Source organism: Gemmatimonadaceae bacterium, assembly GCA_037721215.1.
Classification (GTDB): domain Bacteria; phylum Gemmatimonadota; class Gemmatimonadetes; order Gemmatimonadales; family Gemmatimonadaceae; genus UBA4720.
Genome location: JBBJNV010000015.1, coordinates 55222 through 76310, shown reverse-complemented (window position 1 = coordinate 76310; position 21089 = coordinate 55222). Strand labels below are relative to the sequence as shown.

Genomic DNA, 21089 nt, shown 5'->3' with positions numbered 1-21089 from the left:
AAGGCGAGCCTGCAACGTTTATAGCCGTAGTGCCACGTATGTCTGCTTCCGCAGTTCGTCCAGCAGGCTCCGCGTTGCACGCTCGGCGATTAACTGCTGTCGAATTCGATCGCGCACCTCGTTCTCGACAAACTGACCGGCCTCGTTCACCGTCACCAGTTGCACCACGGCGAATTTGGCGACGCCACGCTGATTCGCCAGCTCGAACGGCTGGGTAACTTCGCCTGCTTTCTTCCCGGCCAAAGCGGCCGTGTAGGAAGCCGGCAGCGAGTCACGCACGAACGGCTGGAGAATCCCCTTTTCTTCGGCGGGATCGTGATGTCTGGCGACAACCGAATCGAATGCCGCGCCATGCCGGAATTGCATCGCCACCGTGTCGGCTTCACGCCGTGCCGCCGCGATGTCAGCCGAATCCACGACTGGACTGATCAGAATGTGGTGGGACTTGACCTCTGCTGCCTGAACCCGGTCCACCCGGATGATGTGAAATCCGAATGCTGTCTCGACGACTGGTCCGATCTGGCCAGGAGCAAGCGAGAACATCGCACGCTCGAATTCGGGAACCATCGCTCCACGGCGGTTCCAGCCGAGGTCGCCGCCCGTCGGCTTTGACGATGGGTCCATCGATTCGCGCCGCGCTATCTGCTCGAAGTCCCCGCCGCGGCGGATCTCCGCGAGCAGCGAATCCGCCTTGGCTCGCGCACGGAGTTTTGCGGCGGCCGAAGCTTTTGGTGCGACGACAACCTGTCGAAAAGTGACGGTTGCCGGCTGTCGGCTCAAGGCTTCGCGGTTCTTCTCGAATGCTTCCGTGACTTCAGCCTCGCCCACGTTGCGCCCTACCGCCGTCTTCCGCAACTCTTCGAACGCGCGTTGCTGAAGCGCGCGGCGATAGAACTGTTCATAAAGCGTTCTGCGATATTCATCCGGCGTTCCGAAACCAGCACTCACCAGCTCGTTCTTGTACTCATCGTCGGTCTGAAACTGCTGGCGGACCCGTTTGGCTTGTTCATCCACCGACCGGTTCACTTCCTCGGGCGTGATCTCTATCTTCAGCTCGCGCGCCCTCTGGACGAGGATTTCCTCGTCGACGAGTGCGTTGAGTGCCTCACGCGCAATCTCTGCCTGTCCGGCAGAATCAGCAGGCATCTTGAGGCCGCTTGCCCGCTGCTGATTGATCGAGTTGAGCAGGTCGCTCTGGAGTATCACCTGATCGCCGACGACGGCGACAACCCTGTCCACCGGGATTGTCGCCGGAGCCGAGGCGGCACGGAGCGGCACGGCGGGCGGCACCGGCGCCTGTGCCAGCATCGCCACCGGCGACGCTCCCATCAGTACATAGAAGATTGCTTTGCGCATTACTGATCCTACCCCTGACCGGCGGTCGCGGTTCGTTTCAGCGCTTCGTGGTATCCTGGCCTGGCGCCGACTGATTCGGCACCGGGACTACGCTTGACGGTTGCTTCGCGGTCGTCGTCGAGTCGCTTGCCAGACGGACCTTTGCCGCCTCGAGCAGAACGCGGTCGACCGCCTCTGCATTGATGGTGTAGTCGTACTTGGTTCGCAGAACATTCTGAACCGGCTGGGTTACGTCCACGTACTGAGCCTGCTGTGCAAGCAGCTTCGTGACGTATTCTTCTACCCTTTGCGCCGCCAGCTTCTCACGCTCGCCGGTGGATTTCGCAGCTGTGGAAAGCGCTTTGGGGTCGAGGTTCAACGCCGTCCAGGCTCCTGTCAGCCCGGTCGTGAACAGTTTGCGAATTTCGGCAAGCTGTTTCGCATCGGGGCCGAGCTTGGCGCTGTCCGCGGCGTGAAGAACCAGCTCATTCCGCACGAAGTTCTTTACGAAGAGAGGGATCATCGAATCCGGTGCCGACTTCAGCCGTTCCGCGATGCCCGCCTGAGGAGGGAATGTTTCCATCCATCGCGAGAGGTCGGCCGAGGTGAACTTTCCAAGGGTCGATGTCGCGAGAACGGTCTTGTCCTTCAAATGCGCGTTGGGACTTTCGACCACCGCGCGAACCGTGGCGGCGATTCCCGGCTTGACCTCGAGCCTCGACGACGACTCGAGCGTCGCCAGATATGTGCTTTCGGCGGCCTGCATCCCGCCCGCTTGGCTGGCCTGAATTACCTGGGTGCGAACCTCGTCAAGCAACGGCCGGCGGATAATGTGATACCCATACTGAGTCTCGATTACAGGCGAGATGTCACCCGGCTTGAGGGCTTTCAAGGCCTGCTCGAACTGCGGAACCATTGCCTTGGAGGCAAATACTCCAAGCGAGCCGCCTGCCGGAGCCGAACCCGGGTCCTGACTGTTGGTCCGCGCGAGCTCCGCAAAATTGGCGGTAGTGACACGAGTCCGGAGTGCGTCGGCTTTCTTTTTTACTGCGGCCTTCGCCGCGGGAGCAGTATCCTGCGTGAGCAGGAGAATGTGACTCGCTGCGAGTACCTCTCCATTGTTATATCGCAAATCGGCAGTGGATGGGTCTGGCGCCTTCCATGTCTTCGAGACCTGATCATACCACTTCTTCGCCTTTACGTTGGCTAGAACCGCCCACATGGCCTTGTCGATACCGGCGACGTCGCTCAGCGAATCGTTCTTGACGGCAGCTTCGGCCACGAGATGATAATTGACCCACGCGTCGACAACGGCATTAGCCACATCCTTGCGCAGTGGCGCCTTGGAATTGCCGAGGAGGGTGGACATCCGGGTGACCGTCAATTCCTGATCGGCCGCCTTGGCAACAACATCCACATGCGCTGACATCGCGTCTTTCAGGGAATCGCAGCCGGTGAGCGCAATTGATGCCGCGAGTACGGCAAGGAGAGATTTTTTCATGGTTTCAAGTAAGTCGGTGTGTGCCTGAAGCCGGTATCAGGCTCGCAGCGTAGCGAGGGCGCGAACCAGGCCATCGAGCAGCTCCGCGCCGCCAAGCCGGGTCAGTTTGAGCGAAAGCGGATGCGCGCGCCGCACCTCCGCTTGGAACTGTACCTCGTGAAATGCCGCCGAGATCCCCTTCATGCGGGGAACGGCGTGCTCGCGAAAAGTAATACGTGCCTCGTTTCCGCGCAGCAGCATCGATTCTATTTGCGAAGCGCCGCCGAGAATCCTGAGGAGGGCGACCGCGAAAAAAGTCATGGCCGGGGCGGGCACCGGCCCGAATCTGTCCCGGACTTCCGACCGAAGTGCCTCGACGTCCGCCGGATCGATCATGTGTGTAAGGCGCCGGTAGATATCGAGCTTTGCGTCCTGGCTGGCGACGTAATCATCCGGGATGTATGACGGCAGATCGACAGATACGTCGGCGGGCTGAAGCCTGGGCGCGGCATCACCTCTCATGACCCGGGTGACGGTCTCATCGAGCATCCGCATGTACATGTCGAAGCCGACCGCGTGCACGAAGCCTGACTGCTCCGAGCCGAGGAGATTGCCCGCGCCGCGGAGCTCGAGGTCCTTGAGGGCAATGCGATATCCCGCGCCAAGCTCGGTGTGGTGCTCGAGAATCCTCAGGCGGCGATTCGCATCCTCGTCGATATCAGTATCCGGAACCAGCAGGTAGCAGTTGGCGCGCCGGTGCGACCGTCCCACGCGCCCGCGAAGCTGGTACAGCTGCGCCAGCCCGAAGTGGTGTGCGTAATTCACGAACATCGTGTTTGCGTTTGGAACGTCGAGGCCCGATTCCACGATCATTGTCGAGACCAGCACATCGGTCTCGCCATCGACGAAGTCCCGCATGACCTGTTCGAGATCCCGCTCTCCCATTTGGCCGTGCCCGACACCAACACGGGCACGCGGAACGAGACGGCGGATGGAATCGGCGATCGCGTTGATAGTCTCAACCCGGTTGTGTACGAAAAAGACCTGTCCGCCGCGGTCGAGTTCCCGCGTAATGCCTTCTTCGATAAGGCCCGGGTCCCAAGGCTCGACAAAAGTGAGCACGGGCGATCTGTCACGTGGCGGTGTCTGCATCAGTGTCATGTCCCTCAGGCCAGCAAGCGACAGATGCAGCGTGCGCGGAATCGGCGTCGCGGTCAGCGTCAATACATCGGTGTCGAGCTTGAGCTGCTTCAATCGCTCCTTGTGCTTCACTCCAAAGCGGTGCTCTTCGTCAACGACTATGACGCCGAGATTCCTGAATACGACATCCTTGCTCAGCAGGCGGTGAGTTCCGATCACGACGTCTATTTTACCCGCCGCAAGATCGACGATGATTTCAGCTTGTTCCTTTAGAGTCTGGAAGCGGCTCAGGGTGCGGATCGTCACCGGGAAGTCCGCAAGCCGGTCGCCGAATGTGCGAGCATGCTGGTCGGCGAGGATCGTCGTCGGGACGAGCACCGCAACCTGCCGCCCGGACTGCACCGCCTTGAACGCAGCTCTGACTGCAATCTCCGTCTTGCCATAGCCGACATCGCCAACCAGCAGCCGGTCCATCGGCCGGGATTTTTCCATGTCACCTTTTACATCAGTCGTTGCCGTTCGCTGGTCAGGCGTGTCTTCGAACAGAAACGACGATTCGAGCTGGCGTTGCCATGGAGTATCGGGGACATGCGGAGGCCGGGTCGCTACCCTTCGGCGTGCGTAGAGATCGAGCAGCTCAACCGTCATCTCCTGAATTGCAGCGCGGGTGCGATCGCGCTGCTGACCCCACCGCTTGCCACCGAGCGTGTGTAACCTCGGTGGGGCCGACTCGGCGGTTATGTCCGATGCCGACCGGTACCGTTCAATCTGGTCGATCCGATACAGCGGCACATTGAGCCGTGAGCCTCCTTCGTACTCGATTACCGCGACTTCGACGGTCGCTTCCCGAAAAAACACCTTTTCGATCCCGCGGTATATCCCCACCCCGTGCTCGAGATGCACGACGTAGTCACCCGGCGTGAGAGCGGTGAGGGTCTCGATGGATGTGCCGGTGGTGTAGCGGCGGGCGCGGCGGATGCGGCGCTCCCGCCTGAAGATCTCATGGTCGGTGAGAACGCGCAGACCGGCTGACTGCATCCCCCACGGCGGAATAATGAATCCGCCGTTCAGCACGCCAATCGCGAGCGCCGCCCGCGTGACGCGCCCGCCCTCTGCAAGCAGTTCTTCCAGACGCTCCGCCTGCCCGGCATTGTCGCACAGGACGATCGTGGGCACGCCATCATCGACCACTTCCCGGAGCCGCCTCATGTCACGCTGAATCGGCTCGGGCGGAACAAGGGGGAAACGCACCGCTGCGGGCGCCGCGCCACCGGGAAGTGCAAGCTCCTCGTGCAGGGAAACCGCATCCCCCGCAAAAATCTCGATTACTCCGAAGCCGGAAATTGCGGCGATAGCCTGCTCCGGAGAGGTGTAGAGTTCACTCCGTCCCGGTGTGTCTTCTCCTCTTCGGCGGGCAAGGTCGATATGATGCTGAGCCTCGTCCCACGTTCGACGCAGCTCGGGGCCAATCCGGCTGTCTTCCGGAACCACGATTATCGTGTCTGGCGGCAGAAGCGCGACAACTGAAACACGTTCGGTTTCGTGAGCAACGCCGGTAAGTTGACCATCAACCGGCAGCACCAGCGCCAGCTCGGCGTCGCGGGTCGACCTCTGGCTGACGAGCTCGAAATGCCGCAGCTCCGATATCTCGTCGCCCCAGAACTCAAGACGGACCGGGTCGGCCATTCCAAAGCTGTAGATGTCGAAGATGCCGCCGCGCATGCTGAATTGAGCGACATCTTCAACCATCGATACACGCTCGAATCCAATGGACTCGAGGTGCAATGCAAGATCTTCCGGCCTGCGCGTGTCGCCCTTGCGCAGCTCCAGACGCGTGAAAGCAAGCGCGCGCGGAAGCTGAGTGCGCTCGAGCAGCGCCCGCGCTGTGGTGAGCAGAACCCGGATTTCCCCGCGCCCGATCCGCTCTAGCGTTTCCACCCGCTCTCCGGCTACCTCTGCATGCGGCTCCGCTTCGCCGAACCCCTCGCGTGGTGGATAAAAAGCGACCTGCCGTGCATCGCCGAGCGATTCGAGATCCGCCAGCCAGCGTTCCGAGCCGGCGACACTTTCGGCGATCACGACGAAGAACCTTCCCGGAGTGGCGCGCGCGAGCGCGGCCACGGCAACGGCATCGCTGGAACCAGGAAGGCCGGAGGCGTGTACGCGAGTGGTCAGGGGTGGGAGGACCGAGATGAGGCGCCCGAATTCGGGGATTCCCTCAATGGCCTCCAGAAGTGCTGGCAGCGACACTGCGAGCAAGGTATAGTAGTTGCGGGTTGCGGGGTAGCGTGTTTACTGCGACAACGGAGCAGCGATGCAGGTCACCAGAGTAGTAGCTGGTTCGGTCGCGCTGGTCGCGGCATTTGCGGAGATAGCCGTTGCGCAGAGCGTTGGTCGCGCGCGCCCATACGACAGTCGCCAGCGCGCGGCCGAGGCGCCGGCCGTGGACCTGTGGCTCGACCGGCTGGATTTTGATTTCGGCGATCCGATCCGCCCGTTCTTCGCATCGGAGCCCGGTGCGTATGTCACTGTCGTCAGGGTGACCACCGACGGGGAGATCAGAGTGCTTTACCCGCGGCTTCCACTGGAGCAGCGCGCGCTCCGGACGGGAAGCCTGGCCAACGAACGTGTTCCCTATGTCGAAGATCGAGCTTTCAGACTGTATGAGTCCAGCGGTACGGGATTTGTCTTTGCTATTGCTTCCTACGCGCGCTTCGACTTTCGCAGCTACACCAGCGGCTCGCAATGGAGCGTCGCGCGCCTGGCAGGTTCACGGTACGGGGATCCCTTCAGAATCGTCGACCAGTTCATTTCCCGCACGTTATCGACACGGTCGCAGTTTTCGATCGATTACATGTCATATGAAGTAAGCGGAAATTCTCGGGGCCGGACAAGGTACGCGAGCAATTATCGCTTCTACACGCATGACGATTACTACCAGAGCTGCCTGTCTTCATTCGCGCTGCGTTACGACTACTACTACTGCGATGGCTATAACGGCTTTCGTGACGGTTATTATGGCCGAAGCGCCTATTACGGCGGTCACTTCGGACGTGGTTATGGGCCCGTGGTCGGTAGCCGGCCTCAGAGTCCGGTGCGACCGGCGAATCCAACGCCCCGAGTGGGTCTGAGGCCGCGGCCTCTCACGCCAGATCCGATCGCTCCCGATCCGCGTCGGCCTGATGCACCACTGCCGTCTCCAGCAGAGGGGCGATTTGGCGACAACGGACGCAGTGACGACGCTGTGATGCGATCCGCCGCGAGACGCGAGCAGGAAATGCGCCGCGAACGCCCATCGATCCGTGACATTCCGCGGGACCGGGGTCAGCCTCCGACGCGTGTGGAGAGTCCGCGGCTGATTGATCGCGAGCCGCGGATAGAGCCCCGCGCGCAACCCAGGTACGAGCCGCCGGTACAGACACGCGCTGAGCCGCGGTATGAGCCGCCAATGCGGACACGCGCGGAGCCGCGGGTTGAGCGAGTGGAGACACGAAGCGAGCCGCGAGTGGAGACACGAAGCGAGCCGCGAGTTGAGACGCAGAGCGAGCCACGCGCGGAGAGCCGGCCGCCGCCGGCGCGCGCTGCGCCACAACGTATTGATCCGCCCGGGGAACGACAGTAAGGGTCCTGTAGAAAGGCGTAGGATGCGAGAACAGCCTTGCCGTTAGATTTGGAGGCTGTTCCCGAATCGACGGGACAATCATTCCGGTCCGCGTCTTGAAGCTCGATCACATCCGCAACTTCTGCATTGTCGCCCACATCGATCATGGCAAGTCCACGCTCGCGGACCGTCTGATCGAAGCAACCGGCATGCTGCAGAAACGCGAGATGAAAGCCCAGGTTCTCGACACCCTCGACCTGGAACGGGAGCGCGGAATCACCATCAAGCTGAACGCTGTCCGCATGAGTTACGAGGCGGGGAACGGTGATCTGTATGAGCTGAACCTCATCGATACGCCGGGACACGTCGACTTCACATACGAAGTTTCGCGCTCACTCGCTGCCTGCGAAGGTGCCGTTCTCGTCGTCGATGCATCACAGGGGATCCAGGCGCAAACGCTTTCCAATCTGTTTCTAGCCCTCGATGCCGGACTGGAGATCGTACCTGTCCTCAATAAAATCGACCTTCCCGGCGCTGAGCCGGAACGCCGCAAGCAGGAAGTACATGATCTGCTGGGGGTGGATTCTGACGACATCCTGCTCGTGAGCGCCAAGGAAGGGCTCGGTATACCCGAGCTCCTCGAACAGATCATCAGGAAGGTACCGCCTCCCCAGGGCGATCCTGATGGTCCGCTTCGGGCACTTATCTACGACTCCTATTACGACCGGTATCGGGGCGCTGTGCCCAGCGTTCGTGTCGTCGACGGAATCCTTCGCCCCGGCACCAAAATCACGTTCGGTGCAAGCGACTCCGTCTACGAAGTGGCCGAAGTCGGCTATAACCAGCTTCGCCAGGTAAAGGCGGATCAGCTCGGACCTGGTGAAGTCGGCTACGTCGTCGCGAATGTGCGCTCGGTAAAGGAGACCCGTGCCGGCGACACGATCTTCGACGCCCTGAACAAAGCTTCAACCGCCTTGCCCGGATATCAGGAAGTCCGGTCTTTCGTATTCGCGGGAATGTATCCAACCGATACCACCCAGTACGAGACGCTTCGCGACGCACTGGAGAAGCTGCAGCTCAACGATGCCTCCCTGCAGTATGAGCCCGAAACTTCCACCGCTCTTGGCTTCGGCTTTCGCTGCGGATTTCTAGGGCTGCTGCATATGGAGATCGTGCAGGAGCGACTCTCCCGTGAATATGAGCTCGAGCTGGTCACTACAGTGCCGAGCGTCGAATACAAGGTTTATCGGACGGATGCAACCATGCAGCTGATCGAGAATCCTTCACTCATGCCGCTCGCAGCGGTGATCGACTACGTCGAAGAGCCTTACGTCAAGGCGCGGATCATGGCTCCCGCAGAATACATCGGGCCAATCATGACGCTGGGTACCGAGCGGCGCGGCGTTTACCGGAACATGACGTATCTCGACCAGGCACGCGTGGAATTCGACTTCGAGTTCCCCCTCGGTGAAATCATCCTCGATTTTTTCGACCGTCTGAAAACGATCAGCCGTGGATACGCATCTCTCGACTACGAGATGCTGGAATATCGCCGCAGCGATCTGGTGAAGCTGGACATGCTCATCAACGGCGATCCGGTCGATGCGTTCTCGGTGATCATTCACCGGGACAAGGCATACGAATGGGGGCGGAAAATCGCCGACAAGCTGCGCGAGCTGATTCCGAGACAGCTCTTCGAGGTCGCCATTCAGGCGGCGATCGGGCAGAAGATCATCGCGCGCCAGACAGTCAAGCCACTCCGGAAGGATGTTCTCGCGAAATGTTACGGGGGCGACATCAGCCGCAAACGCAAGCTTCTCGAGAAACAAAAGGAAGGCAAAAAACGGATGAAGCAGGTTGGTGCTGTCGAAATCCCGCAGGAGGCGTTCCTCGCAGTTCTGCAGGTAGACTGACCGATGTCGTCGCTCGTTGTGCAGACGAGCTTCCTTGGCGATGTCATTCTTACTACGCCGCTGATCGCTGAGCTGGCGCGGCGAGGCCCGGTAGATGTCGTCACGACACCGGAAAGCGCAGCTGTGCTTGCCAACAACCCAGGCATACGGAACGTGGTCGTGTACGACAAGCGCGGCGCGGACCGGGGTGTAGGCGGTTTCAGACGGACCGTCAATCGCATCCGGGCTGCCGGTCTCGATACATTGCCGCGATCACCCGGAATTCCTGAGGCCGGGAGCACGTTCGAAGCCGCGTACCTGGCGCAAGGCTCGATCCGCAGCGCGGCACTCGTGCGCGCTGCCGGCATCTCAAATCGTATTGGGTTCCATACATCTTCCGGCAGCGCTTTCTACACTTCGCGTGTCGCCTACAGGGCGGATCGTCATCATGCCGAGCGGCTCTGGTGGCTGTCGATGAGTGAATGCGCGGATGAGCCGCAGCCGTGGCAGGTAATGCCGAGGCTATACCCATCGGCGGCTGACATCGAATCGGCTGAAGACCTGCTTCGCACTTTAAGCAACGCCACGCCGCGTCCTTTCGTCGCGCTCGCGCCAGGAAGTGCGTGGGGCACAAAACGCTGGCCCTATTTTCAGGATCTCGCAGCTTTGCTCGCCGAAACCCATGACATCGTGGTGCTCGGCGGCTCGGAAGACGCGGCGCTTGGCGAGACGATAATTGCCGGCCTCCCGAAAGGTACCGGCATCAACGCCGCTGGCAGGACTGGTCTTCTTGCATCGGCCGAGCTGATCCGCCGCGCTGCCGCGCTCGTCACCAATGATTCGGCACCGCAACACATTGCATCGGCCATGGGCACGCCCACTGTAACCGTATTCGGCCCAACCGTGCCGGAATTCGGATTTGGCCCACTCGGTCCGGCATCGTCGACTGCCGGACACGAAGGCCTTGCCTGCAGGCCTTGCGACAGCCACGGCCCCCATCGGTGTCCGCTTGGACATTGGCGATGCATGCGCGAACTTTCCTCTGGCAGCGTGTTCGCGCTTCTCGCTCAAACCCTCTCGCAAGCGAACGGACGGTGACGATCAGAGAAAAATTCATCATCGGTGTCGATCTCGGAGGTACCAACATCGTTGCCGGCGCAATGCCGACCGACGGTACTCGCGAGCTGGCGATGAAGACGATACCGACTCTTTCTCAGAACGGCGCCAGCGACGTGATGGATCGTATCGCCGGGCTGGTAGAAGAAGTGATAACCCGGACGCGGGCGGAAACCGGAGCCGAACGCGGAGATTTTCTCGGCGTGGGCATTGGTTCGCCCGGACCGCTCGACCGCGCCCGTGGAGTGGTGATTGTCACGCCCAACCTGGGCTGGCGGGACTTCCCGCTTCGCGATGAGGTGTCGAACCGGGTCGGGCTCCCCGCGACACTCGATAATGATGCCAATTGCGCAACCCTCGGCGAATGGTGGTGCGGCGCCGCGAAAGGTGGCCGCAACGTCGTCGGTCTCACCATTGGTACCGGCATCGGAGGCGGGCTCATACTGGACGGCCGGTTGTATCACGGCGCATCCGACGCAGCCGGCGAAATTGGTCATACGACGATCGACTCGACAGGGAGGCGCTGCAAGTGCGGCAACTACGGCTGCCTGGAGGCATACACGTCAGGGCCCGCTATCGCTGAACGTGCGCGCGAAGTTCTCGAAGGAGATGAGAACTCTGTGCTCCCCTCGATGGTTGACGGAGACCTTTCTCGCATCACCGCCCAGACCGTGTTCGACGCCTCGAAGCGCGGCGATGCCGTAGCGCAGGAGGTGGTGCGCGATACGGCCCATTTCCTCGGGGTTGGAATTTCCAACCTCATCAACATTTTCAATCCCGACATTTTCGTCGTTGCGGGTGGTGTTACCCAGGCGGGTGATCTGCTGTTTGACCCGCTCCGCGCCGAAGTCAGGCGGCGCGCGTTCAAGCCGGCGGTCGACGCCTGCCGCATCGTGCCGGGAGCGCTGCCGGGCTCTGCAGGTGTCGTGGGGGCAATCGCAACATTCAAGGCCCAGACCCTCGGCGATCTTTGATGGCGGGCCGGCGTGTAGGCGTAATCGGCAGCTTTGTCTGGGACATCATTCACGGTCGCGATCCCATGCAGCATCCGGTCGAGGAATGGGGGGGAATCACCTATGCACTTGGTGCCTTCGACGCTTCGCTGGGTGACGACTGGCAAATGGTCCCGATGGTCAAAGTCGGATACGACCTCGCCCCACAGGCCCGCAACTTCACTACCGGGCTGCGCCGGGTTGCCGCTGACGCGGGTCCCATCGAAGTGCCGCATCCGAATAACCGGGTTACCCTGCACTATCAGAGCGCCGAGCGGCGTTGCGAGCATCTGACGGGCGGGGTTCCAGGATGGAACTGGCTCGGACTCAAGCCGCTGCTCGCTGGAGTCGACGCTCTCTACATCAACCTTATCAGTGGTTTTGAGCTCGACCTGGAAACCGCCCAGTTGATCAGAGCCCACTTTTATGGTCCGATATACTGCGACCTGCATTCGCTTCTGCTGGCTGTACAGCCCGACGGCGCACGGACGCTGCAACCGTTGCCGAATCCCGCAGCGTGGTGCCGATGCTTCGACATCATTCAGGTGAACGAGGATGAGATGCAGATGATGGCCACCGATCCGCTCGCGCTTGCGGCAATCGCAATGGGGGCTGGCGTGAGCGTGCTCAATGTCACGATGGGTGCGAGGGGAGTCGCCTATTTCGCCGCTCCCGGCTTCGACACTCTGGCAGACCTGAATCGAGATTCACTCGGTACATCGTCGGGCGCAGTTCGAACTGCATTACACCCGGCGGCACCCACTCGCGATCTCGGTGGCGGCGATCCAACGGGGTGCGGCGACGTGTGGGGCGCGACATATTTCTCGCGCATGCTGGCTGGCGACAGTCTCGAAGCCGCAATGGGCGCTGCGTCGGCAGCCGCGGCGCGTAACGTCGATCATCGCGGGGCCACGGGTCTCGCGCAACACCTCCGGGGAGAACTGAGCATCAGGTGACGACCATTATCAACGTTCCCCCGTCACTCGACGACCAGTCATTTGAACAGATCTTCGCTCAGGTAGCACTGCTGCCTCCTGAAGAAAAAATCCTCCTCGACGCAAGGCGTACACGCTGGGCGTCGCCTTTCGGCTTCACTGCACTGCTCTCGCTGGCCCAGACGCGTCTCGAACGGCCGGGGTTGACGGTTCCGGAAGCCGAGGACACGGCATCCTACTGGTCGAAAGCAAGCTTTTTCACCTATGCAGATTCCCTCTACGAAATTTCCGGAAGGGTGCCGCGGCGAAGCAAATCTGAAAACAGTGTGCTGCTCGAGGTTACGCCGATCAACGGCACCGAGGACGTTCACACCGTAGTCGACAACATTCAGCATCGTGCCCAGGCAATCCTCCAGGAAAAATTGAACCTTGAGGCGAGTGTCACCATGCGGTTTACGATGGTGCTGTCGGAAATCTGCCAGAACGTCATCGAGCATGCCGGTTACGGAGGGTGGGTTTCCGTACACGCCTACAAGTTTCAGCAACGGCTGGGCAGATGGGTCGTAGTGATCGCCGTCTGCGACGCAGGCATGGGATTTCGGAAATCGCTGGAACAGTCTCAGGGTGCGCGTGCCAGCGACGTATGGGACGACGGCAAGGCCCTCGAGGAGACGGTGATCAAGGGAGCCACCCGGTTTCGGGATCCAGGGCGGGGACAGGGCCTGGCAGGCGTTCGCAAGTTCACCGGCAAATGGGACGGGATGATGAGCGTGCGAAGCGGCACGGCACGCATCGCGATTGTGCCAGAGTGGGGCCAGGGTGTGCCTCTTGGCGAAGGATTGCCATTTTTCCCCGGCGCCCAGGTTCAGATTACGATTCCTGAAAGGATAGGACTGCCTTGATCAGCCACATCGATGTCAGCACAGTTCTCAGGCGAAGCGTCTGCGATCTCTATTCGAACCTCGTTACACGGCCCACCGGGGCTGCCGTCAGAATCGGTATCGAACACCATCTGGACGAAATCGGCGACAAGGCGCTGGCTGTCCTCGATTTTTCTCACGTGGGCCTTCTCGATTTCTCATGCGCAGATGAGATCGTAGCGAAACTGCTGCTTCAGTATGTAAGCCTGGACCTTCCGCGCCGCGAAGTGTATTTCGTGTTTTACGGGATGAGCGAGTCGCACATGGATGCAATCGAGGCAGTTCTCGAACGTCACGACCTGGCGCTGGTGACGCAGCTGGAAGGCGGCGTGGTGCAGCTCGTCGGTAACGTCGACGGTGACCAGCGGCGAGCGTGGGACACGATCGGAAGACTCGGCATCGCTCACGCATCCGACGTCGCGGATGCCACCGGCATGCCGCACGAGCTTGCCGCCCGGATGCTGGAGACGCTCTGGCAGCGCCGCCTGGTGATCCGGCAGGAGAGCGGGTACATCGCAATCCGAAGCGGATACGCCGGTCGTGTTCCTCCGGCAGCCATGTTCAATGCGACGGCTGCCGGCACCCCCGGTCGGGGGATGGAAGTTTCGTGAAGCACCTTCGGCTTCCGGATGTGCGGATCAGCATGGGCAGGAACTATCGGCCCAGCCTGAACGTCGTCGAATACATATCCACCTGTCGGGGCGATGCCGAGCGTGGTCCGATGATTCGCCTGCGAGCTTCGGAGGCGAGAGTTCGTCTCATCGACAACGGCGAGCTGGTGTGGGTGGTCGGCCCGCGACGACAGGACCTTGCGATCCTGATTATTGATGACACGATTGCAGAGGGCAGCGCCATTTTGCGCGACATCGCCGGGGTCGCAGTATCGGAGTCCGTGACCGTGATCAAACCCGATCTCGATACCCCGAACAATCGCCAGGTAGGGTGATGGCGCCCAGGGCCAAGCCTCCCGTGCGAGGACGCTCCACGATTGCGGTGCATGGTGGATCGGAACACCGGGCTGCGGGTGATCCTGTTGCACAGCCACTCATCCAGTCGGTCAACTACGCCCAGCCTTTTGGTACTGCTGACGGGCTGCTTTACACGCGATACGGTAATACGCCCAACGAAACAGTCGTTCAGAAGCGGATCGCAATGCTGGAAGGGGCAGAAGCGGCGCTGGTTTTGTCGAGCGGTATGGGAGCAACCGCCTGCGCGATGCTGGCACTCCTGCGGCCTGGTGATCACCTGCTCTCGAGCGCGTGGATTTACGGCGGTACCAGGCGGCTGTTTACGGAAGAGTTTGCGTCCATGGGCATCGAGGTCAGCTTCGCGGACCCCGACGAGCGCCGGGTCTGGCGAAACACCATCCGGCAGAACACGCGGGCGATTTTCGTGGAATCTCCGGTAAACCCGACAGGTCGTGTGCTGGATCTTACACAGCCAGCAATCCTTGCAAAGCTCAAGGGTGTCGCACTTGTTGTGGATTCCACCCTCGCGAGCCCGATCAACGCCCGGCCAATGGAGCACGGCGCCGAGGTCGTCATTCATTCTGCTACCAAATATCTCAATGGGCATCACGACATTCTGTGTGGCGTCGTCGCCGGCACCGCGTCCTATATAGACGAAGTCCGGCGCAAGATGATCGTATGGGGCCAGGCGCCTGACCCATTCGCCTGCTGGCTGCTCGAGCGCGGCCTCAAGACGCTGGATGTCCGCGTCAGGCGCTCGAACGAGAATGCAATGCGCGTCGCGCAGTGGTCGTCCGCGCGACCGGAGATCAGCAAGGTGCATTACGCGGGACTGCCCGCCCATCCGGACCACGGTGTCGCGAAAAAAATGCTGGACGGATTCGGGGGTCTGTTGGCAATCGAGCTGAGCGGCGGTGCCGCTGCGGCCGACAGCTTCGTTCGCAGCGTAAAAATGATCACCTACGCCGCGAGCCTCGGCGGCGTGGACACGCTTGTGAGTGAGCCGCGTTACAGCTCGCATGCCCACATGACGAGCGAGGAACGCGCCGCCATCGGCATCCCGGATGGATTTCTGAGGCTCAGCATCGGCATCGAGAATGCGGATGACATCATCGCCGATATCGAACAGGCGCTTAAGAGGTAGCAGAGATAATGATAAGACTGGAAGACGTCGCCAAGGAGTACACGCACACGCGTGTCGCGCTCAGCCACGTCAATTTCCAGGTACGGCGCGGAGAGTTCGTATTTCTCATCGGGCCCAGCGGCTCGGGAAAGACAACCATCCTCAAGCTGCTGTACATGGAGGAAAAGCCAAGTCACGGCGACGTCTGGGTCAACGAGGTCCATGGCAACACCGCACGGCGCACCGAGATCTCGCAACTGCGCCGGAAGCTTGGAATCATCTTCCAGGATTTTCGGCTGCTGGAAGACAGGACTGCCGAGCAGAACGTGGCGTTTGCGCTTGAAGTAACCGGTGCATCACCGTCGACTATCCCGGCGCGCGTGGGAAGGGTGCTGACGCAGGTTGGTCTGTCGTCCAAGGCGACTCAACGTCCCCGCCAGCTTTCCGGCGGCGAGCAGCAGCGCGTGGCGATCGCCCGCGCACTCGTCAACGATCCCTATTTTCTTCTTGCTGACGAGCCAACGGGTAACCTCGACGAGCGTGCAACCCGAAGCGTTTTTCAGCTTCTACGCGAGATCAACGCCACCGGCACCTCGGTAATCATGGCAACTCACGATCTCGAAATGGTGCGAAAAGCCGAGGGCGGCCGAACGATTGAGTTGAATCACGGAAGAGTAGTCTTCGATTCCGCGGAAACCCCGCCGCCGGAAACGCGGTACACGCCGCTACTTGGGCAGCCTGCCATCGGCGGTCCGAACGAAGGCAACTGGCCGCCACTTCCCGCGGCAAGACAGTAAGTGCTGGCGGTTCGCGAAGCCGTCAATGCATCGCGCCGGGCTCCATTGCTGAGCCTGCTCGGCGTCACAACGATCGCCTTCTCTCTGTTTGCGTTCGGACTTTTCGCACTCGTCGCGCTCAATATCCGTCACGCCTTACGCGGAGTGGAGGAACGTGTAGAGGTTCGCGCATTTGTTTCTGATGGCACTCCAGCGGATGCCATCGCGACTGCGATGGGCGACATCCGTGCATTTCCCGAGGTGGCGAAAGTAGAGTATGTCACTCAGGAAGGTGCACTTGCACGCGCGCGAGAAGACCTCGGCGAGTTCACCGACGTGTTCGAGGAAGCAATGCTTCCCGCATCTCTGGACGTGCATCTCCGCGCAGGTCTGCGCGACCCTGCCACAGTCAGGGAGGTAGCGGAACGCGTCAAATCGTATCAGTTCGTGGACGACGTGCGATACGGAGAGGAATGGGTGGAGAAGCTGCATCAGCTTCGCACTATCGCCGCTGGCACGGGGCTGGGCCTGGGCCTGGCGTTCGCGGCAGTCTCGATCATCATCATCGGCGCGACAATCCGTGTTTCAGTTCTGGCGCGCGAGCGGGAGATCTCCATTATGCGATTGGTGGGAGCCACGGACTCGTTCATACGGGCACCCTTTCTGATCGACGGGTTCGCCAAGGGAATTGTGGGGGGTCTGCTCGCGCTGTTGCTTACGTGGCTAGCATATCGAGCGATCGACCAGCGCTTCATGGAGCTTGTCTTCTTCGATATACGCCTTGTGCTGCTCGGAATCCTGAGCGGCGCGTTGATCGGTGTTGCGGGAAGTGCAACTTCTGTATGGAGTCACCTACGCCGAATCTGAAATCCGGCGCGCTCGTTCTCGGCATGATGTTATTCGCCGGAGCGGCGCTGGCGGCTCAAGAGTCGGGTGATGCCAGAATCCGGACTCAGCAACAGGAGCTTGCGCGCATCAAGCGGGAGCGCGACGAGCTGCAGCGCCGGATGAAGGGTCTTCAGACGAGAGCCCACGATATCTCGGAAGAGGTGGATAACATCAATCGGCAGCACAATGCCACCGTGCGAGTCGTCCGTTCCCTCGATCAGCAGCTCACCACTCTGAATGGGGAAGTGGAGAATACGACGGCGAACCTTGTTCGCGCGCAGGACGAGGTTCAGCTCAAGCGTGCCGTGCTCCAGAAACGCCTCGTGGAGATCTACAAACGCGGACCGCTTTTTACATTCGAGGTGATGCTCTCGGCGAAAACGTTTGGCGATCTCGTGGCGCGGTACAAGTATCTGCATATCCTGGCACAACGCGATCGCGCGGTGGTGCGCCGAGTCGATCAGCTGAGAACGATGATCATCGGACAGCGCCGCCAGCTCATTTCACTTCAGAGTGGAGTCGCGCAGAACCGGGGCGAAAAATCACGTGAGGCCGAGCGTCTCGAAATATTGGAAACCTCACGCGAAAGAAGCCTCGTGCGCGTTAGGCAGGATGCGAAAAAAGCCAAGGGCCGCCTCGCCCAACTCGCGCGCAGCGAGGCCCGACTGAATAGTGTTATCGCCAGCTTCGAGGCGGCGCGCCGACGCGCGGCATCGCGCCCGAATGCCAGGCCATCGGCTCCAAGCACCATCCGAACCAGTGATCTGGGTCGTCTCGACTGGCCGCTCGAAGGCTCGATCATCTATCGATTTGGGAGAGTCGTCAATGCGAACAACACGACAACGCGGTGGAATGGAATCGGCATCGCCGCGGGCACGGGCACGGAAGTAAAATCCGTTTCGAGTGGGGAGGTAGTGCTTGCCGATGTCATGGGAACATACGGGAACACGGTCATCCTCGAGCATGGCGGGGGCGATTACTCCGTTTACGGCTCGCTCAACCGGATGGCGGTCAGCAAGGGAGCACGCATTGCCAAGGGGCAGATTCTCGGAACGATAGGCGCCAATGATCCGTCTCTCCCGCCACATCTGCACTTCGAAATCCGGCGCGGGGGACCGGCGGTCGATCCGCTTACCTGGTTGCGTGGCTCGCGCTAGAAAAGCCGGTAGCAGAGCGGGGCGCACCTCAAAGGCAGACGATCCCACGGCCGCGGCGGCACCACTTGGCGCTCACATATCCATCGCTGGAGGAACCCGCCTCGCACCTCCGCGAGCTAGCGCCGTTGGCGCCACCGCGATGCAGGTTTTCACCAAGATGGCAAATCGCTGGGCCGAGCGGGACTGTGAGCCCGGTGAGTGCACGGACTTCGTCGCTGCGCTCGCCGAGACCCTGGTTGCCGAAACGTGCGCTCACGACAGCTATCTGATCAACCTTGCATCACCGGACCCCCTCCTTCGCGCGAAATCGCTGGATTCCTTCGCCGCCGAGCTGAATCGATGCGAAGCGCTCAAGCTCAACTATCTCGTTTCTCATCCCGGTAATTTCATGGACGATCGTGCGAGCGGAATCGCGCGGAACGCCGAGGCAATCGGGGTTGCCCTCGAGCGGGTGCCGGGGCAGACGATCGTACTACTTGAAACCACCGCTGGGAGCGGCACCGCTCTCGGCGCCAGTTTCGAGGAGATGGCGGAAATCATCGAAGCGGTCCCGGCCCAGTACCGGTCACGAGTGGGTGTCTGCGTGGACACCTGCCACATCTTTGCCGCCGGGTACGACATCAGCAACGATTACGACGCCGTATGGACCCGATTCAGCAATGTCGTCGGCTACGAGCGACTCCGGATGATGCATCTCAACGACTCGAAGACTCCACTGGGCTCGCGGCGCGATCGGCACGAATTGATTGCAGAGGGAGCCATTGGAGAATCGGCCTTCCGTCGAATCATGAACGACGCGCATCTGGCGCGCATCGCCAAGGTCATCGAAACTCCGAAGGTCGAGCCCGATGTCACCGACCGTGCAATGCTCGAGCGATTGCGCGGGTATGTCGAAACCTGATCGATCTTTTTGTTTGAAAGGTTGCTCGCGACCCGATCGGAACGGGTGTAGACTTCGGCGGGTATGACCTTCGTGCCTTCATCTCGATCCCTTCCGCGCGTGTTCTGGCGTCCGGCGATGCTGTTTTTCGCTGTCGCGCAGATCGTGCTTGCGTTCGCGCCCATACTGGAAGGACGACTTGGCGCAAGCGCTGACGCGCATGTGGAATCCACGGGCACAGGGCTGCACCACGCGCATGACGACGCGAACTGCACCGCTTGTCTCGCACGCCAGCTCCTTGCCTCCTCCGAGCCTGGACGACAACAGGGCGTATCACTTGACCGCGCCTCGCGTCTGCGCGTGCCTGCGCACATATCGTTTGCCGGCCTCGAGCCGCAGACAGACTCCCGACCCCGCGCTCCTCCCGCTTCCGTATAGCCACTCTCGCCGCTGGCCATCCGCGGCTACGCTGGCTGAGTCGCCTCCAATGCGCCATGCGTTCGACTCAACCGTCGTGCGCACAACGGAATAACAATCACATACGGAAGGACAAATGCGAGGACGTTTTTTCCTCTGCGCGTTTGCCATTGTTGCACCCACGGTGCTTCAAGCGCAGACGCCTCAACCAAGACCGACTCCAGCGCGTGATTCTGTCGCACGAGCGGACAGCATTGCGCGTGCCGATTCAATCGCCATCGTCCGCGAGCTCGAGGCTGGAGCAGCGAACCCCGGCTCTTCGTCTCCCGACTCCCCGACAGTCCCGGCTCGCGGAGGACCATCGAATCCGCGATTGATGCCCGACATCAGCGCTATTGGCGAGGTCATCGGTGATTTCTCGCCCAAGGGCAGCACTCAGGAGAGCGGAAAGAGAGTCGACATCCGCGAAATCGAGCTCGCGCTCAGCTCTGCCGTCGACCCGTATTTCCGCGCGGATTTCATCCTTGGGATATCCGACCTCGAAGGAATTGCGGTCGAAGAAGCATACATCACCGCAACCGCGCTACCAAAACAGATCGCCGCCAGGATCGGTCGCTTTCACATGCCGTTCGGAAAGCAGAACACAACGCATAGGGCGGAACTTCAGGCTATCGAGTATCCCCATGTGATTCAGCAGTTTCTCGGGCCCGAAGGTTTAAAAGGTACGGGGCTGTGGCTGAGCAGAGTATTCGCTCCTTTGGGATTCTATCAGGAACTTCAACTGACGGGCGTGAACCAGATCGGTGAGCCGGAAGGAGACCTGATTGCGGCGGAAGCGGCGAATCGCAGCCTGGCCGGACTCGGGGTTTCGGCGCGGCTTCGTAACTACTGGGACCTCTCTGAATCCACGAATCTCGAGCTTTCTGGAAGCGCTGCCACTGGCAGAAGAGCGCAGCCAGCAAGCTGCGATCTGGCAATTGACTGTCAATTCGCAGTCGAGGTGAACGCAGTCAATGCACGTCAAAGCCTCATTGGCGCGGACCTGACGTACCGGTGGCGACCGCTGCAGCGGGGATTGTACAAATCTTTCATCGTGCAGGCCGAAGTGATGCGACAGATAAATCAGTGGGACGATGACCTGCGCCGCGAGGTTCAATCGGCAGAATTCTCCGGACCCACCCGCAATGCAAATGGCGCTTACCTTTTTTCGCGCTATCAGCTATCCCGTCGCACGTATCTGGGAGCCCGGTATGACTGGGTACAGGACGCGCTCGCTGACGCCGGTTCAGGAGAGAAAACCCTCACCGCGGCATCGGGCTACCTCCAGTTCTTCCCGAGTGAGTTCTCGAAGTTCGTGCTTGGATTTGAGCGACAGTTCGCCGCAGGCGAGCGTAAGGGAGTCAACAGGATCCTGTTGCAAAGCACGTTTGCCGTTGGCCCGCACCGCCCACATCCGTTCTGATTTCTAC

The 21089-nt window shown here is 60.8% G+C and carries 18 protein-coding genes; 15 read left to right on the top strand and 3 right to left on the bottom strand.

The genetic code is table 11. The annotated features are described in order from the left end of the window. Positions 1–18 precede the first annotated feature (18 nt). Genes WKF55_09785 through mfd form a run of 3 tightly spaced genes read right to left on the bottom strand, consistent with a single transcriptional unit; the run spans position 19 to position 6205 of the window. Complete coding sequence (locus tag WKF55_09785) at positions 19–1356, bottom strand: peptidylprolyl isomerase (protein ID MEJ7759863.1); 1338 nt, start codon at positions 1354–1356, stop codon at positions 19–21. Between the two features lie 37 nt (positions 1357–1393). Then, the gene (locus WKF55_09780; GenBank protein ID MEJ7759862.1) at positions 1394–2836 is read right to left on the bottom strand and encodes a peptidylprolyl isomerase; all 1443 of its coding nucleotides are present in this window, start codon (positions 2834–2836) and stop codon (positions 1394–1396) included. Positions 2837–2872: 36 nt separating this feature from the next. Further along, positions 2873–6205: a transcription-repair coupling factor gene (gene mfd / locus WKF55_09775; protein MEJ7759861.1), complete on the bottom strand. Its 3333-nt coding sequence runs from the start codon at positions 6203–6205 to the stop codon at positions 2873–2875. A 64-nt stretch (positions 6206–6269) separates the two neighbouring features. Here mfd and WKF55_09770 point away from each other — a divergent pair, with 64 nt between their 5' ends. From WKF55_09770 to WKF55_09700, 15 genes are all read left to right on the top strand, one after another. Continuing rightward, positions 6270–7577, top strand: coding sequence for a hypothetical protein (locus WKF55_09770; protein MEJ7759860.1), 1308 nt, complete (start codon positions 6270–6272; stop codon positions 7575–7577). A gap of 95 nt (positions 7578–7672) precedes the next feature. Further along, the gene (gene lepA, locus WKF55_09765; protein MEJ7759859.1) at positions 7673–9469 is read left to right on the top strand and encodes a translation elongation factor 4; all 1797 of its coding nucleotides are present in this window, start codon (positions 7673–7675) and stop codon (positions 9467–9469) included. 3 nt (positions 9470–9472) lie between these two features. Further along, the gene (locus WKF55_09760; GenBank protein ID MEJ7759858.1) at positions 9473–10546 is read left to right on the top strand and encodes a glycosyltransferase family 9 protein; all 1074 of its coding nucleotides are present in this window, start codon (positions 9473–9475) and stop codon (positions 10544–10546) included. Then, positions 10543–11538: an ROK family protein gene (locus WKF55_09755; protein MEJ7759857.1), complete on the top strand. Its 996-nt coding sequence runs from the start codon at positions 10543–10545 to the stop codon at positions 11536–11538. Before WKF55_09760 ends, WKF55_09755 begins: the two co-directional genes overlap by 4 nt. Continuing rightward, on the top strand, positions 11538–12512 hold the full coding sequence (locus WKF55_09750; GenBank protein ID MEJ7759856.1) for a carbohydrate kinase family protein: 975 nt from the start codon (positions 11538–11540) through the stop codon (positions 12510–12512). The genes WKF55_09755 and WKF55_09750 overlap by 1 nt, the downstream gene beginning before the upstream one ends. Then, positions 12509–13393, top strand: a complete 885-nt coding sequence (locus WKF55_09745) for an ATP-binding protein (GenBank protein MEJ7759855.1) — start codon at positions 12509–12511, stop codon at positions 13391–13393. Before WKF55_09750 ends, WKF55_09745 begins: the two co-directional genes overlap by 4 nt. Beyond that, complete coding sequence (locus WKF55_09740; protein MEJ7759854.1) at positions 13390–14022, top strand: hypothetical protein; 633 nt, start codon at positions 13390–13392, stop codon at positions 14020–14022. The genes WKF55_09745 and WKF55_09740 overlap by 4 nt, the downstream gene beginning before the upstream one ends. Continuing rightward, on the top strand, positions 14019–14357 hold the full coding sequence (locus WKF55_09735; protein MEJ7759853.1) for a hypothetical protein: 339 nt from the start codon (positions 14019–14021) through the stop codon (positions 14355–14357). Before WKF55_09740 ends, WKF55_09735 begins: the two co-directional genes overlap by 4 nt. Positions 14358–14380: 23 nt before the next feature. Next, entirely contained in the window at positions 14381–15523 is a 1143-nt protein-coding gene (locus tag WKF55_09730; GenBank protein ID MEJ7759852.1) for an aminotransferase class I/II-fold pyridoxal phosphate-dependent enzyme, read from the top strand. A gap of 8 nt (positions 15524–15531) precedes the next feature. Then, positions 15532–16299: a cell division ATP-binding protein FtsE gene (ftsE, locus tag WKF55_09725; GenBank protein ID MEJ7759851.1), complete on the top strand. Its 768-nt coding sequence runs from the start codon at positions 15532–15534 to the stop codon at positions 16297–16299. After that, entirely contained in the window at positions 16300–17145 is an 846-nt protein-coding gene (locus WKF55_09720; GenBank protein ID MEJ7759850.1) for a permease-like cell division protein FtsX, read from the top strand. It begins immediately after the preceding gene. After that, entirely contained in the window at positions 17121–18323 is a 1203-nt protein-coding gene (locus WKF55_09715) for a peptidoglycan DD-metalloendopeptidase family protein (GenBank protein ID MEJ7759849.1), read from the top strand. Before WKF55_09720 ends, WKF55_09715 begins: the two co-directional genes overlap by 25 nt. Beyond that, positions 18232–19224 carry a deoxyribonuclease IV gene (locus tag WKF55_09710; protein ID MEJ7759848.1) on the top strand — a complete coding sequence of 331 codons (993 nt, stop codon included), beginning with the start codon at positions 18232–18234 and terminating at the stop codon, positions 19222–19224. Before WKF55_09715 ends, WKF55_09710 begins: the two co-directional genes overlap by 92 nt. 99 nt (positions 19225–19323) lie before the next feature. Continuing rightward, complete coding sequence (locus WKF55_09705; protein ID MEJ7759847.1) at positions 19324–19641, top strand: hypothetical protein; 318 nt, start codon at positions 19324–19326, stop codon at positions 19639–19641. A gap of 115 nt (positions 19642–19756) precedes the next feature. Then, positions 19757–21082, top strand: a complete 1326-nt coding sequence (locus tag WKF55_09700; protein ID MEJ7759846.1) for a hypothetical protein — start codon at positions 19757–19759, stop codon at positions 21080–21082. The last annotated feature ends 7 nt before the right edge of the window (positions 21083–21089 follow it).

Excerpts from the sequence above, each read along its gene's own strand:
- WKF55_09770 (MEJ7759860.1), top strand. The coding sequence starts at position 6,270 with ATGCAGGTCACCAGAGTAGTAGCTGGTTCGGTCGCGCTGGTCGCGGCA.
- WKF55_09750 (MEJ7759856.1), top strand. The coding sequence starts at position 11,538 with ATGGCGGGCCGGCGTGTAGGCGTAATCGGCAGCTTTGTCTGGGACATC.
- WKF55_09780 (MEJ7759862.1), bottom strand. The coding sequence starts at position 2,836 with ATGAAAAAATCTCTCCTTGCCGTACTCGCGGCATCAATTGCGCTCACC.
- WKF55_09715 (MEJ7759849.1), top strand. The coding sequence starts at position 17,121 with ATGGAGTCACCTACGCCGAATCTGAAATCCGGCGCGCTCGTTCTCGGC.
- WKF55_09710 (MEJ7759848.1), top strand. The coding sequence starts at position 18,232 with ATGATCCGTCTCTCCCGCCACATCTGCACTTCGAAATCCGGCGCGGGG.
- WKF55_09700 (MEJ7759846.1), top strand. The coding sequence starts at position 19,757 with ATGCGAGGACGTTTTTTCCTCTGCGCGTTTGCCATTGTTGCACCCACG.
- WKF55_09785 (MEJ7759863.1), bottom strand. The coding sequence starts at position 1,356 with ATGCGCAAAGCAATCTTCTATGTACTGATGGGAGCGTCGCCGGTGGCG.
- WKF55_09760 (MEJ7759858.1), top strand. The coding sequence starts at position 9,473 with ATGTCGTCGCTCGTTGTGCAGACGAGCTTCCTTGGCGATGTCATTCTT.
- ftsE (MEJ7759851.1), top strand. The coding sequence starts at position 15,532 with ATGATAAGACTGGAAGACGTCGCCAAGGAGTACACGCACACGCGTGTC.